Below are 14455 nucleotides of genomic sequence, written 5' to 3'. Positions count from 1 at the left end.
GACATGCCTTTTCTATATGCTATAACGTTTCCGAATTCATATGAATAAATAAAATAATACCAGCAACCATAAGTACCATAATGCTACCTGCAAATAGTGTAATACCAATAAACATTAAACTTTTGCTCATATCTACTGATACACTTTCAATAAAAATAGAAATTACATACGTGATAAGGGCAATTCCTGCAAGAATACTTCCTGGAACAAATCGCTTTAAACCATTTTGTTTTAACGTCATATATGCAAAAATAGCAGTCATACAAAGCGTAATTATCCAAAGAACGATCATCTCTTTTCCCCCCTCACAAGCCTTTTCTTTCTATTATACATGACATTGCCCTATAATAGTTATTTTTACACTTATGTGACATATAACAAGGAATCATACAATCTATAGAGAACTCTTCCAGGTAAGCTATATACTAGGGAGGATTTCAATTGGAAGATGATATTGTAGGATATTTTAAACAAGTAGAGCGATTTGATTATATTACAATCGACTTAGACAAAATTTTTTTTACATGGAAGTTGTACAAATAGAAACAAATGTAACTTTGCTAAAAATATCACTTAACTTAAAAAAAAGATAAAACGATTGTAGATGGAAAAGCAAAGCACTATGATTCTTCTAGGCTAGAGCATTTAATACAAAATTTTAAACGCACTGCACAAACATGCCTTGAACATAATTTACGAAGCGCTGAAGAACTTTTTGCATTTTGGAAAAGAAATTGACCACTAGAAAAATATGGATACCCCTCATATAAATTGATATAATTACCATATACAAATATTCTTTGTAAGGGAGTGTTCATAATGATTTGGATTTCACTAATCGTATTAGCTTATTTCATCATTCTCGTCCCAATACAGTACAACTACATTAAAATGCTCAAAGAAAAACAGAAAAAAATGAATGTCTCACAAAACGAACTATATGACAACATGTCTTATGAAGAATCCCAAGTGCATTACCATTATCAAAGTAACTTATTTACAATACCTGCTTCGCTTGTCGCAAGTATTATTTATAAAGTGAAACATGCAGCATAATGTGTACGCTGTAAAATTATTGTTTGAGTCTGTTCATGCTGGTGAGCCTGATCCTACGAAAATTGATGAGCATTATGAAGAGAATCACGATACACTTTTTGAAGAAAGTATTATTCTTGTTAAAGCAAACAGTTTAGAAGAAGCTCATGAACTAGGTGAAAATATAGCTATACAATCGGAGCACACATACGATAATATGTATGATGAGCAAATCACATGGACGTTCCGAAAAGTGTTACATGTGTTTGAATTAGACGATACCCCATTTGAAACTGGAAAAGAATTGTACGCAAGATTTTTACACGTTAAGAAAAATGAAACTGTAGATACAGTAATTGAAAAATATTATCCTGAATATGAATAAAAGCTCACAGCAATCGCTGTGAGCTTTTTTATACTTATTTCGTTGAATCTCTAAATTGGATACGGTGAGGTAAGATAACAGTGTGATCTTCCACTTTTTCTTTGTTCATATACTTTGTTAATAGACGCATTGCTACTGCACCGATATCATACATCGGTTGTACAACTGTTGAAAGCTGCGGACGAACCATTAATGCAAGGCGTGTATTATCGAAACCAAGTACTTCTACGTCAGTTGGTACGTTTAATCCAGCATCTTGTGCTGCATGGATTACACCTAGTGCCATTTCATCAGAAGACACGAAGATTGCTGTTGGCTTTTCATCATTGCTCCAAAGCTTTTCGAATGCTTCGATACCTGAGTCATATGTGTAATCTCCATCGATTACAAGATTTTCATCATATGAAATACCTTCTTCTTCTAAAGCTTTTTTATAACCTTGTAACTTCTTCGCGCTTCCCGCTTTATCAATGAATGGACCAGAGACGAAACCGATACGCTTATGTCCTTGCTCGATAAAGTGCTTCATTGCATCGTAAGCTGCTTGTGTATAATCAATATTTACTGATGGCGTTTCATTTTGCTCATCAAATGACGCTGCTAATACAATTGGTACTGGAGATTTTTTAAATTCTTCAATGTGAATGTCTGTAATATCTTCACCCATGAAAACAATTCCGTCCACTTGTTTTCCAAGCATCGTATTTAATAGATGGAACTCTTTCTCTTTGTTTTGATCAGAGTTACTTAAAATGATGTTATATTTGTACATTGTTGCGATATCTTCAATTCCACGTGCAAGTTCTGCATAAAACGTATTTGAGATATCAGGAATAATAACACCTACCGTAGTTGTCTTCTTACTTGCTAGTCCACGTGCTACCGCATTTGGACGGTATCCTAAACGATCAATTGCTTCTAATACTTTCTTTCTTGTTGTAGGCTTTACATTTGGGTTACCGTTCACAACGCGTGATACGGTAGCCATTGAAACGTTCGCTTCGCGCGCTACATCATAGATTGTTACGTTCATCTCATCGCACACTCCTTCTATTTTTGTTATCTATTTTTATGTATCGGTTACTTGAATGAAAAAAAGACATCAACTCTATTTGCAGATGCCACCAATCGTCCCGAGTTCTTCCTTTTACTAATGATACGATATAAACGCAGGCTCATACAATATTTTCCCGCAAAAGTTTCGAAAAAATTCGCTTCTTTTCTCGTATTTTCGTATTTTTTATGAAAAAAGGGCATTTTTTGTAAAAAAATAGATATTTCCTAAGTAGAAATCTTATTTTAAGCAGTACGATAGTAAATGAAATTTATATCGGCGATTTTTCGAATATATCGACCACAACTCTAATTATATCAGCGATTTTTTTAATATACCAACTTCCCAACAAAAATCGACAATGACAGTCGCTATACAGCTGTCCCAAAATGCCTTTTTGGAACAGTTCATTAAAAGTTTTTATAATTTACTTCCAAATGATTTTAATTCATTCATAAAATCATTGAACTGCGGGATATTCATTTGCTGCGCCGCATCTGATAAAGCTACAGCTGGATTTGGATGTACTTCAGCCATAATTGCGTTTGCACCAATTGCCATCGCTGCTTTTGCAGTTAGTAAGAGAAGGTCACGTCTCTCTGTAGAATGCGTTACATCAAAAACGACAGGTAAATGTGTCTCTTTCTTTAAAATCGGTACAGCGGAAATATCAAGCGTATTACGCGTTGCTCTTTCATTGCTTCAGCAACTTGACGTACTTGTTCATAACTTTCCACTGCACACGGTCCCATAATAAAATACTAATTTCCGTTACCAATTTTTTCACCATTAATTTCAACAATCGTATCTTCTGTTTTTTTCTTACAAGAAACAAGTAGTGCTTTACGATGATCCTCTTCTTGTAACTTTAAACCAACTTGAAAAATTTGTTTGAAAATATGTTATAAAGTCGAAGTTTCAAATGGACCATTATTATTCTCTGCAATTAAATCCAGTATATTACTTTCACGTACAGGATCAAAACGTTTCACACCTTATACTTCTTTTAAATTACCAACTTCTTGTACGAGACGACCTCTTTCGTTTAGTAACTCTAATATTTGTAAATTAAGTTGATCAATTTCAGAACGTAAACGACCTAATTGTTGTGATGCCATAAGAAAGCCATCTCTTTCAAATCCCTATATATTACTTTTTTAAGATAACTTATTATAGTTGATACATATACGATTGTCACACGATATACAGCAATGAATTACCATCAAAAAACCTTTTATATTTTCATTTAAAATAAAAAAAGACAGTTTACATACTGTCTTTTTTACAAGAAGGAAACAAACGGTTTATCACTGTTTTTCTCTTTTATAATAACGGCCTCAATTTTACTCTCGGACTTGATCTGTAATTGTACTTTCGCATCTTTAGGCAATTTGTCTAACATACCTTGAGCAGCCAATTGGGTAAGAGCCATTAATTCTGTTTTACCGTTATATTTAATAACAATATTCATATTTAATGTATCCATTTGATCTTTCTTATAAGAAACTTTTGCATTGACTGGAATAAAATCTCCATTAGAAAAACCTTTTATTTCCTTAGCAAAGTTATTTATTTTTGTATTATCTTCTCCATGTGCTTGTGTAAATTCATCAGAAGGATATGAATACGACTTTTCATCAATTGTACTCCAATTTCCAAGGTTCATATCATTCTTTTGAACAGTAGCACTAGCAATATACGTACCATTTTTTAAAGAACTTGTACTTTCTTGCTTAAAGATAGCAAACGTAATTGGAGATTTGTTATATTTATCATTTTTGTTAATAGCTTCAATAAGTTGTTTAGCAACTTCAGACCCTTTAGACATAGCTTCTTCATTCGATACACTTGAAGACATAGCTAAGCCAATCATAACACCAGATAAACTTAATTCATTTGAATTCTGTTTTCCAAAATAGTCTTGTTCTATAATATTCGTCAAAACTGGCGCTTCTACTTTCGCAACTAGTTCATCAACTAGTTTCTCTGGAATATACTGATTTAATTGCAGTACGTGACTCTCTGTATCAAATTGCTGCGTTGCAATATTTATTAAACCATTTTCATACTCTGCTAAATCTAATTTAGAATTTGTTTTTATATTAGCTGTATTAATAACCTTTTGTTCTTTTAAAGGAATAACAGTTCTATAATAATCTTTAGAAACAGCAGTTCTCGGAATCATACTTTTTTCTTTTGTATCTTTTTGTATAACTTCATCCTTCTTACTAATCGTATTACTATTGTTACTACAAGCTCCCAGTAATAAACTTACGACTGCGAAGGATAATGCCATTTTCTTCATTACTTAAAACCTACTTTCAACAATCTAGTTATTTAGTTTGAACTATTAATAGTGTACCACTAAATATATTTCAACAAAAACAAAAAAAAGAAGCAAGCACCTTTAGCTTGCTTCTTTTTACTTTATATTCTCTTCTAAAGCATCTTTTTTAATATTCCAATGAGATGTATTCCATACTACCATCCCATCTTTTATGTATAACACTTGCGGTGATTCATGTCTAATACTGTATTGTTCTGCAACACGATTTGACACATCTCTCGCATCTTGTACGTATAAGTAATACGCTGGCACTTCTCTTTCTTCACTGCAATACGCTTGAAATTCTGTGTATGCACCGTGACTAATCGGGCATGTCGTACTATGTTTAAAAAGAACATACGGCTCATTCTTTTCTACTAAGACTTCAAGCTCTTCAATTGTTTCAAGCTTTGTCATATTCATCACGATTCACCTCTCATACGAAATCTAGAGCGCTTCTCTTTCTTTTCAGCGTTTTTCTCAATTCTTTCTAATTTACGCTCTTCTTTTTCAACCTTCTTCTCTTGTCTCGACGCACGGTAATGATTGTATACTTCAATCGCCGCACTGCTCCACTGTACAACTTGCGCTACTTTATCAGCGTTATTTTCAATTTCGTCCGTTACAGAGTCTGATACATTACGAAGCTTCGTATTTAAAGATTGGATTGTCGTTCCAATCCCATCTACACCCGCTACCACTTTATTTAATGACTGTGACTTCTGTTGAATATCATCAGCTAACGCATTCGTTTTATGTAATAATTGCTCTGTCTCTACGCTAATTCCTTGCATTTGTTTTTCTAAACCTTCTAACGTGCTTGCAACGTTTTCTAACGTCTTCTGAACCGATAACAACGTTCTGCATACATACACAACTAATACTGCGAAAGCAACCGCGATAATAGCCGCACTTACATATAAAAGAACTTGCATTTCATCACTTCCTTTATCTTTTTCATACTTTCCCCTATTATACAATCATTTTCCGTTTCATTCTAATCCCTATCTCATCATTAGAATTTTCATACTTATTCGTTAACTGTAACATAAATCATTCAACAAATTCCACTAAGTAGGTTACAATAGGAGAGGATACATAATTAGTAGGGAGGCTTTACATATGAAAGATCCACGTATTGAAAAGTTAGCATACAATTTAATTAACTACTCTATTTGCTTACAAAAAGGCGAAAAAGTATTAATTGAAAACTTTGGCTTACAAAAAGAACTTGTAACTGCACTTGTAAAAGAAGCATATGCAGCTGGTGGTTTCCCATTCGTCTCTTTAAAAGATCATCAAGTAGATCGCTCTTTATTAATGGGTGCTACTGAAGAACATTTCGAACAAATCGCTGCATATGAAGCAAGCGTAATGAAAGACATGGACGCTTATATCGGTCTTCGCTCTGGCGATAATATTAATGAACAGGCTGACGTTCCAAGTGAGCGCATGAAAGTTCATGGCCAAACAGTTGGGAAAAAAGTTCATAGAGATATTCGCGTTCCAAAAACACGTTGGGTTGTTCTTCGCTACCCAAATGCTTCTATGGCACAGCTTGCTAAAATGAGCACAGAAGCTTTCGAAGACTTCTACTTCGAAGTTTGTAACTTAGACTACGGTAAAATGGATAAGGCGATGGATAGCCTTGTTACATTAATGAATAAAACAGATAAAGTTCGTTTAACTGGTCCTGGAACTGACTTAACATTCTCTATTAAAGACATTCCAGCTATTAAATGCTCAGGTCATTTAAACATTCCAGACGGTGAAGTATACTCTGCACCAGTTCGTGATTCTGTTAACGGTACAGTTTCTTACAACACACCATCTCCTTACAACGGTTATACATTTGAAAATGTACAACTTAAGTTCGAGAACGGTCAAATCGTTGAAGCAACTGCAAACGATTCAGAACGCATTAACAAAATCTTCGATACAGACGAAGGCGCACGCTACGTTGGTGAGTTCGCAATCGGCGTAAACCCATACATCTTACATCCAATGGGAGACATCCTATTCGATGAAAAAATCGATGGCAGCTTCCACTTCACTCCTGGACAAGCTTACGACGATGCATGGAACGGTAACAACTCGAACATCCATTGGGACTTAGTATGCATCCAACGCCCTGAATACGGCGGCGGTGAAATTTACTTCGACGACGTACTAATCCGTAAAGACGGACGCTTCGTTGTACCTGAATTAGAAGCTTTAAATCCAGAGAACTTAAAATAATAATAAAAACGCTCGGAATTTTCTCCGAGCGTTTTTTTATTTCTTCCCTACCATTTCTATTTTCACATGTGGATTTTCTTTCTCGATAAGCGCCAAAAATTCATTCATATCTTGCGGCATCGCAACCATATGTACTTTATATGCATTCGTCGTAATTTCAAGATACTTTCCAACTTGACGAACAACTCTTATATCTTTTAATACAACATCATCATTTAGAATACCGTACTTTAATACGCCATTTTCTACTTTATGTTTTTTAATAAATACTTCCCAAACGAGTGGTACATTTACAATGAAGCATAAACCCATCCCAATCAACACTGACATCCAATGCGCTTTATTAGTGAAAAGCATGACAATTGGATATATACACATAAAAGCTAACGTAAGACAAACGAAAATGACTACTGACTTACTTCTTTGAATTGGAAAGTTCATACCTACACCCCCTAATCCAAATTATACCACTATTTCCATTTTGGTTCATAGAAAAAGGCCATTTCTAGATGACCTTTTTCACAATGTACCTATAAAATTTCTTATCTACCTGTAACACTGGAAAGTTTTTCGGCAACTCATCTATACTCACACTTTGAAAACCATTCTTTTCATAAAAGCGATGTGCCGCTAAAAATTTTACTGTTGTTCCTAAATAAATATCTTTCAACTTTTTATCCTCAGCCCATGAAATTGCTGTTTGAAGCAACATATATGACGCGCCACATTCTTTTCCACGAAACTCTTTTTGTACGAACATTTTTCTTAGCGCTACTTGATGATTCTCAATATCTAATAAAGCTACTGTTCCAACTACTTTCCCATCATAAAGTGCTACCCAAAAGTTTCCGTGATCCTTTTGATAGAATGTTTCTATTTCAAGTAAATCAGGTTGCTCTTCTTTCGTAATGGGAACATTATACTCTTTTTGCTGAATATGAACGATAAGATCTACTACTTCCTCTTGAAACGTACTTTCATACGGAATAATACGAATCTTCTCGTTCATCGAATATCTTTCCATTCTGAAGCTAATAAACTATATACAGCGATATCATGAAAATGATCATATAACCATTCTTCATCTCTTAAAATACCATCTAATTTAAACCCTAAACGCTCTGGAATAGCGCGGCTTTTCACATTTTCAACACCGCATCTAATTTCCATTTTATTTAATTTTAAATTCTCAAATGCATAGTGAAGCACAGCCTTTACGCTACGTGTCATAACGCCTTTTCCTCCAGCATCTTCTGCAAGGTAATACCCAAGACTCGCCGCTCTCTTCCCCCAGCTCACTGGATGAATACCTACCATCCCAACAAGCTTTCCTTTGTAACGTATACCACTTTCAAAACCGTCTCCCTCTGCAAATTTCTTTAACCACATCGGAAAAATCTCATCATAAGCATCAGCAGATTTTGTCCCATCTACCCAAGGAAGCCATTTTCGTAAATGATTACGGTTTTGGTCTATTAATTGATATAATTCTTCTTTATGATGTTTTTCTAGTAATTGTAGTTCAATTTCGTCATCTACTCGAAGTGTGAACATGTTTTTTAGTCCCCTTTTTATTTTTCTTATTATTCTAACATTTTTAGATATAAAAAGTTAAATATTAACACTTTCTTTTGATTTTCTTTGTATAAAACCAGAAGAATACAATATTCCCGTAATAACTAATATCATTCCTACAGATTGTGCAGATGTTATATTGACTCCTTCAATAAAAGAAATAAGTATTGTAACAACAGGCACTAGATTAAAAAATAAAGATGTCCTTGCTGCCCCAATTTGAGCAATTCCATTATTCCACCATAAGTAACCAAGCACACTCATTCCAATTGCCATAAAGAGAATCGCTCCCCATGCCAACCAAGGAATTTCTAAAACTGGTACTATACTTTTTTGTGTAGAAGATATGATAATAAAGGCAAGTGCACCAATAGTCATCGTATATGTCGTCGTTTGTATTGGATTACCAGTTTTAATAAACCTTCTGCCTAGCACGCCGTATAACGCCCAGCAAATATTCCCTAATAAAATATAAAAATCCCCTTTTGAAAATGATAAATGTTGTAGTATTGTAAACGAACCTTGTGTAAGTACAAAAACAACGCCAATTAGTGCAAGTAACATTCCAATTGCTTGACGCTTCACAATTTTCTCTCGTAAAATGACACTTGCTAACAGCGTCGTAACGAGAGGATTTGTCGCCATAATAAGTGCACCATTAACAGCTTCTGTATATTTCATTCCTAAAAAGAAAAAGAAGTTAAAGCCGAATACACCAACAATACCTAGCAAAAGATAATAGGTCCTATTCTGCATCCATACTTCCAAATCAAAATCTTTTCGTATTTTTAACAAACATAACATCACAAATGCAGCAATCCCAAAACGCCATGCTGCTATATGAATTGCTTCGAAATACTGCACCGCATATTTCGAAGCATTAAATGTCCCACCAGTAAATATCGCAAAACCTAATAACTGCGTATATACTTTATTTTTCATTGCCGGCCTCCAAGTCTTTTTCTTCTAGAAAACCGTAATAAATTTCTAACTTCTCCTCCGTTAGCTGAACAACTTTTTGCAATTGTTCCTGCTGTTCTTTTAATCGCTCCAAGTGAGTTGTTAAAATGGAAATTCTCTTTTTTACTTTCGCTGGTACTTCCTCTTTCTTCTGCCTAATTTCCTCTATAATGCACCCATCACTTGCAAACTCAGCTATCTCTTCTAATGACATCCCAGTTTGTTTTAATGAATATAAAAATTTTAATAAACGTACATCGCCTTCTGTATATTGACGAATACCGCTATTTCGCGTTGGTGGTGGTAATAAACCTAATTTCTCATAGTAGCGCAAAGTGTGAATGCTCATCCCTGTTAATTCTGCTACTTCGCCGATTTTATACATGTTCTCTCCCCCTTGTTTTTACACTTTCATCTTACAACCTAGAGTTAGCTCTAGGTCAATACATAAATAAAGTGAAACTTTAATCAGTGGGGGTCTTATTGCACGTTAATGCGGGATAAAAGTTGAACACAACAAAAAAAGACGCACAGCCACAGCTATGCGTCTTTTCTATTATTTCTCTGCAACTTGAACTTCTTTTACGTAAGCTGCTTCGAATTTTTGGATGTCACCTGCGCCCATGAAAATTAGAACGCCGTTTTTATGTTTCTTTAATACATCCGTTGTTGTATCTGTAATTAGTTCTGCACCATCAATACGCTTTTGCAGATCTTCAATTGTTAATTCACCTTTGTTTTCGCGTGCTGATCCGAAAATATCACATAAGTATACTTGATCAGCTTTGCTTAAGCTTTCAGCGAACTCATCTAAGAACTTTTCTGTACGTGAGAATGTATGCGGCTGGAATACAGCGACAACTTCACGCTCTGGATGTTTTTGACGAGCTGCTTCAATCGTTGCATTAATTTCTGTCGGATGGTGTGCGTAGTCATCGATAATAACTTGCTCTCCCATCGGCTTTTCATTAAAGCGACGTTTTACGCCTTCAAAAGTTGTTAATTGATGTTTTACTGCTTCTACATCAACGTTTTCATAATGGCAAAGTGCGATTACTGCTAACGCATTTAATACGCTGTGATTGCCGTATCCTGTAATTTTGAACGTGTCATAGTACGTATTACGAACGAATACATCGAATATCGTGCCATCTGTTCTCTTTTGGATGTTACGTGCTTGGAAATCATTATCTTCTCCAAATCCATAGAAAATAACAGGTACTTTCGCTTGAATTTTTTGAAGTTCTTCATCATCTCCACATGCAATAATGCCTTTTTTCACTTGCAATGCCATCTCTTGGAATGCACTGAATACATCATTGATGTCTGCAAAATAATCTGGATGATCAAAATCAATATTCGTCATAATTGCATAGTCTGGATTGTAAGACAAGAAATGACGACGATACTCACAAGCTTCAAATACAAAATACTTACTATTTTCTACCCCATGCCCTGTTCCATCTCCAATAAGGTAAGATGTAGGATGTGCACCTTGCATTACATGGGCTAACAAACCTGTTGTTGATGTCTTTCCGTGTGCACCAGTTACAGCAACACTTGTGTATTGGCTCATAAGGTCACCTAAGAAGTGATGGTAACGATGTACTGGGATGTTTAATTCTTTTGCTGCTACGATTTCTTCATGCGTATCAGGAAATGCATTTCCTGCAATAATCACTTGTCCTTCTTCTACATTATTCTTATCAAAAGGAAGGATCGAGATACTACGCTTTTCTAACGCTGTTTGTGTAAAGAAACGCTTTTCATAATCAGACCCTTGAACAGTATGCTTCATATCATGAAGAATTTGCGCTAATGAACTCATTCCTGTTCCTTTAATTCCTACAAAATGGTAAACTGTCATCTTAAAGAACCTCCAACATTTCGAACTAATACAACGGCCTATCTATAAGACAGTATATGAATCTTTTCTTATTTTGGTAATCATCATACATTTTTGATGTAGTGAGGTTATTCTTTCCCTTCACTTATCAGGATAAACTCGTACGTACTTCTTTATATGTCCATAACAAGTCCATTATAGCAAAAAAGAAGCCGCTATACTATGATAACAGAAAAACTGATAGGGTCAATCACCTATCAGTTTTTCTCTCTTTTACATATCTTCTCTTTTTTCTAATTGAACACGCTCTAAACGTGGGTTTGGACGATATTTACGACCAGCTTTTGCTTCTGGTTTCCCATTTAATTCTACATTATCACCAGTAAAACCAATATTCATTTTTAACAAGCTACTCCCTACCCCATATATGTCAACAGGTACCTTTTGAGCTTCAAATTCACGAATACGCTTTTCATCAAATCCACCAGTTACAACGATGTCTACATGCTGGAATCCTTCTTCATCAAGCGCCTTGCGAAGTGCAAATACAAGAGATGGATTTACACCACGTGGATCAAATGTTCCAAGTACTTCTGGGTGGCGAATAAAGTATTGATCAATCATTGTGCGAGACGTATCTACACGCACACCTTTTAATGTTGATCCAAATTCACGCGCTACACGAAGTGCATCTGTAATAACATCATTATTGTAATCAATTAGTACAACTAATTCATCTTCTGGAAATTTCTTATGATATGCTTTTGCCGCTTCTACAACATCACCATTAAACATTTGAATTAATGCGTGAGGCATTGTTCCCATACCACTTCTGCCCCACCATTCATTCATTGCATGCGTCGCTTGTGCGCTCATACCTCCGATGTATGCTGCATAACCGTCACCAGCTTGTTGTGTATAATGATCGTCACGATCTCCCATGAAAATAACTGGTTTTTCTTTATCTACACTACGCGCAGCTTGGACAACATTATATACGTTTGTTGCAACCGATGTACGACGAGCTAAAATCCCATCAATAACACCTTCTAAAAATCCGAAATTCTCATAAGGACCATGAATTGTTAACACTGTTTCAAATGGACTAATTTTATCGCCATCTTTTAAAGAGTTAATTTCAAGTTCCTCAGGATTTTTAGCGAATGTTTGTAGCAATGCAATTACTTCATCTGTTCCGCAAAGAACTGCATTTTCTTTTTGGAAAAATTGCATCGTTACAACACTTTTCGGGCGAAATTCTTCAATAATTTCTCTAGTTTTTAAAAAGTAAACCGCGGAGAACCAACCTTCTCCAACTCGTTCGTCAAATTTAAATGTTTTATTTGTTAGTCGATTTATTTCACCTTTTAATTTTAATTCAATTTCTTTCATGTCGCTTTACTCCCTACTTTACTATCCAACATTTTCTATTAGTATACAGCAAAACCGTGGACTATACATTCGTTTCCTGCATAGCAGCGAATTCATCCTCAGAAATAAGGACATCTCTTGGCTTCGTCCCTCTTGCTTCAGAAATAATTCCTTGCGATTGCATCTCCTCAATGAGACGTGCCGCGCGATTATAACCGATGCGGAATTTTCGCTGTACAGAAGATGTGGACGCTCCCCCTTGTTCTACAACAAATTGACATGCTTCAAAGAACAATTCGTCTTCCGACTCAGCCTGTTCTGTTTTCGCTAATAAATCCTCTTGCTTAAATAAGTAATTCGGCTTCATTTGCTTTCTCACATGATCAACTGTCTTTTCAATCTCATCATCCGATACATATACACCTTGTACACGAACTGGCTTAGATGTACCGTTCCCTAAAAATAACATATCACCACGGCCAAGTAATTTCTCCGCGCCTCCAATATCAATAATCGTACGCGAATCAACTTGAGATGATACAGTAAACGCAATACGCGTTGGAATGTTTGACTTAATTAAACCTGTAATAACATCTACAGATGGACGCTGCGTCGCTACTAATAAATGAATACCACAAGCACGTGCTTTTTGCGCAATACGACAAATCGCTTCCTCAACATCACCAGGTGCTACCATCATTAAGTCGGCTAACTCGTCAATGACAATAACGATATAAGGTAATGTTTCTCCTGGAATTTCTCGCTCACTTACAATCGTATTGTAACGAGTTAAATCACGAGCACCAGCGTGCGCAAACAATTCATAACGGCGTTCCATCTCTTCGACTGCCCACTTTAAAGCCGCTGTCGCTGCTTTTACATCCGTAATAACAGGTGCTACAAGATGTGGAACAGAATTGTATGGTGCAAGCTCAACCATCTTCGGATCAATTAACATTAACTTCACTTCATGCGGTTTCGCTTTATATAAAATACTCGTTAAAATCGCGTTAATACACACACTTTTACCTGAACCCGTTGCACCCGCAATAAGTCCGTGCGGCATTTTTCGAATATCTGTTACAATTGGATCACCTGAAATATCAAGTCCAAGCGCAACAGTAAGCGGTGATTCACTCTTTGTGAATACAGGACTTCTTAAAATTTCACGAAGAAATACTGGCTTACTTTCTTTATTTGGAACCTCAATTCCAATCGCACTCTTCCCTGGAATCGGCGCTTCAATACGAATATCTTTCGCAGCTAAACTTAACTTAATATCATCACTTAAATTGGTAATTTTATTTACTTTCACGCCTGGGTCTGGTTGCACTTCAAAACGAGTTACTGCTGGCCCTTGCGATACATTAATAACATGTGCTCCAACATGAAAATTATTAAACGTTGTATCTAATAATTCTTTTTGCTCATCTAACCATTCTGTATTATCTAGCGCTGATTGCTGCGGAATCGACAACAGCGCTAATGGCGGAACAGTGTATGTCGGTGGTGTGTGCAATACATTTCGCATATCGTTCTCTCTTTGATTTACAACATATGCTTTCTCTTGTACTTCCGTACTTGAAATTGGCTTTTGTACTTGCTCTTCCACTACTTGCTGCACTGGGCGTTCTTCCATTTGTGGCTCTGCTACTACTTGCTGCA

The 14455-nt window shown here is 35.7% G+C and carries 16 protein-coding genes and 2 pseudogenes; 4 read left to right on the top strand and 14 right to left on the bottom strand.

Translation table 11 applies throughout. The annotated features are described in order from the left end of the window. Window positions 1-19: 19 nt before the first annotated feature. Complete coding sequence (locus MR160_RS04795) at window positions 20-292, bottom strand: DUF3917 domain-containing protein (RefSeq protein ID WP_000636586.1); 273 nt, start codon at window positions 290-292, stop codon at window positions 20-22. Window positions 293-441: 149 nt separating this feature from the next. On the opposite strand from MR160_RS04795, the pseudogene dhp61 reads away from it, so the two are divergent. From dhp61 to MR160_RS04780, 3 genes and pseudogenes are all read left to right on the top strand, one after another. After that, a pseudogene (dhp61, locus tag MR160_RS04790) lies at window positions 442-738 on the top strand (protein Dhp61). 81 nt (window positions 739-819) lie between these two features. Further along, the gene (locus MR160_RS04785) at window positions 820-1056 is read left to right on the top strand and encodes a DUF3949 domain-containing protein (RefSeq protein WP_000637898.1); all 237 of its coding nucleotides are present in this window, start codon (window positions 820-822) and stop codon (window positions 1054-1056) included. 1 nt (window position 1057) lies between these two features. After that, window positions 1058-1420: a DUF4288 domain-containing protein gene (locus tag MR160_RS04780; RefSeq protein ID WP_003271799.1), complete on the top strand. Its 363-nt coding sequence runs from the start codon at window positions 1058-1060 to the stop codon at window positions 1418-1420. 34 nt (window positions 1421-1454) lie between these two features. On the opposite strand, the gene ccpA is transcribed toward MR160_RS04780, so the two are convergent. The 5 genes and pseudogenes from ccpA to MR160_RS04750 all read right to left on the bottom strand — a co-directional run bounded on the left by ccpA (window position 1455) and on the right by MR160_RS04750 (window position 5735). After that, window positions 1455-2453 carry a catabolite control protein A gene (gene ccpA, locus MR160_RS04775; protein ID WP_001103303.1) on the bottom strand — a complete coding sequence of 333 codons (999 nt, stop codon included), beginning with the start codon at window positions 2451-2453 and terminating at the stop codon, window positions 1455-1457. A 441-nt stretch (window positions 2454-2894) separates the two neighbouring features. Further along, window positions 2895-3592, bottom strand: a pseudogene (gene aroA / locus MR160_RS35285) (chorismate mutase). A 164-nt stretch (window positions 3593-3756) separates the two neighbouring features. Next, the gene (locus MR160_RS04760) at window positions 3757-4779 is read right to left on the bottom strand and encodes a CamS family sex pheromone protein (protein ID WP_000738027.1); all 1023 of its coding nucleotides are present in this window, start codon (window positions 4777-4779) and stop codon (window positions 3757-3759) included. 117 nt (window positions 4780-4896) lie between these two features. Then, complete coding sequence (gene ytxJ / locus MR160_RS04755; protein ID WP_001057469.1) at window positions 4897-5223, bottom strand: bacillithiol system redox-active protein YtxJ; 327 nt, start codon at window positions 5221-5223, stop codon at window positions 4897-4899. Then, window positions 5223-5735 carry a DUF948 domain-containing protein gene (locus tag MR160_RS04750; RefSeq protein ID WP_001197721.1) on the bottom strand — a complete coding sequence of 171 codons (513 nt, stop codon included), beginning with the start codon at window positions 5733-5735 and terminating at the stop codon, window positions 5223-5225. The genes ytxJ and MR160_RS04750 overlap by 1 nt, the downstream gene beginning before the upstream one ends. Window positions 5736-5922: 187 nt before the next feature. Between MR160_RS04750 and MR160_RS04745 the strand changes: the two genes are divergently transcribed. Then, a complete protein-coding gene (locus tag MR160_RS04745; protein ID WP_000654720.1) occupies window positions 5923-7038 on the top strand; it encodes an aminopeptidase in 1116 nt (371 codons plus the stop codon). Between the two features lie 36 nt (window positions 7039-7074). On the opposite strand, the gene MR160_RS04740 is transcribed toward MR160_RS04745, so the two are convergent. The 8 genes from MR160_RS04740 to MR160_RS04705 form a co-directional block, all read right to left on the bottom strand. Continuing rightward, window positions 7075-7479: a PH domain-containing protein gene (locus MR160_RS04740; protein WP_001010623.1), complete on the bottom strand. Its 405-nt coding sequence runs from the start codon at window positions 7477-7479 to the stop codon at window positions 7075-7077. A 64-nt stretch (window positions 7480-7543) separates the two neighbouring features. After that, the gene (locus MR160_RS04735) at window positions 7544-8047 is read right to left on the bottom strand and encodes a GNAT family N-acetyltransferase (protein ID WP_001003146.1); all 504 of its coding nucleotides are present in this window, start codon (window positions 8045-8047) and stop codon (window positions 7544-7546) included. Beyond that, window positions 8044-8592, bottom strand: a complete 549-nt coding sequence (locus tag MR160_RS04730) for a GNAT family N-acetyltransferase (protein ID WP_000494654.1) — start codon at window positions 8590-8592, stop codon at window positions 8044-8046. Before MR160_RS04730 ends, MR160_RS04735 begins: the two co-directional genes overlap by 4 nt. A gap of 57 nt (window positions 8593-8649) precedes the next feature. Continuing rightward, a complete protein-coding gene (locus MR160_RS04725) occupies window positions 8650-9555 on the bottom strand; it encodes a DMT family transporter (protein WP_000792471.1) in 906 nt (301 codons plus the stop codon). Beyond that, window positions 9545-9958 (bottom strand): MerR family transcriptional regulator, encoded by a 414-nt coding sequence (locus tag MR160_RS04720; protein WP_000276608.1) that lies wholly within the window; start codon window positions 9956-9958, stop codon window positions 9545-9547. Before MR160_RS04720 ends, MR160_RS04725 begins: the two co-directional genes overlap by 11 nt. 171 nt (window positions 9959-10129) lie before the next feature. Beyond that, window positions 10130-11440: a UDP-N-acetylmuramate--L-alanine ligase gene (gene murC / locus MR160_RS04715; protein WP_000219469.1), complete on the bottom strand. Its 1311-nt coding sequence runs from the start codon at window positions 11438-11440 to the stop codon at window positions 10130-10132. A 252-nt stretch (window positions 11441-11692) separates the two neighbouring features. Continuing rightward, window positions 11693-12811 (bottom strand): nicotinate phosphoribosyltransferase, encoded by a 1119-nt coding sequence (locus MR160_RS04710; protein ID WP_000658372.1) that lies wholly within the window; start codon window positions 12809-12811, stop codon window positions 11693-11695. A 61-nt stretch (window positions 12812-12872) separates the two neighbouring features. After that, the coding region (locus MR160_RS04705) for a DNA translocase FtsK (protein WP_242297094.1) at window positions 12873-14455 on the bottom strand (1583 nt) is incomplete at its 5' end.

The organism is Bacillus cereus group sp. BfR-BA-01382 (assembly GCF_022663475.1).
Classification (GTDB): Bacteria; Bacillota; Bacilli; order Bacillales; family Bacillaceae_G; genus Bacillus_A; species Bacillus_A thuringiensis_S.
The sequence above is the reverse complement of the archived record's forward strand: the minus strand, read 5'-3'. Positions and strand labels throughout refer to the sequence as shown.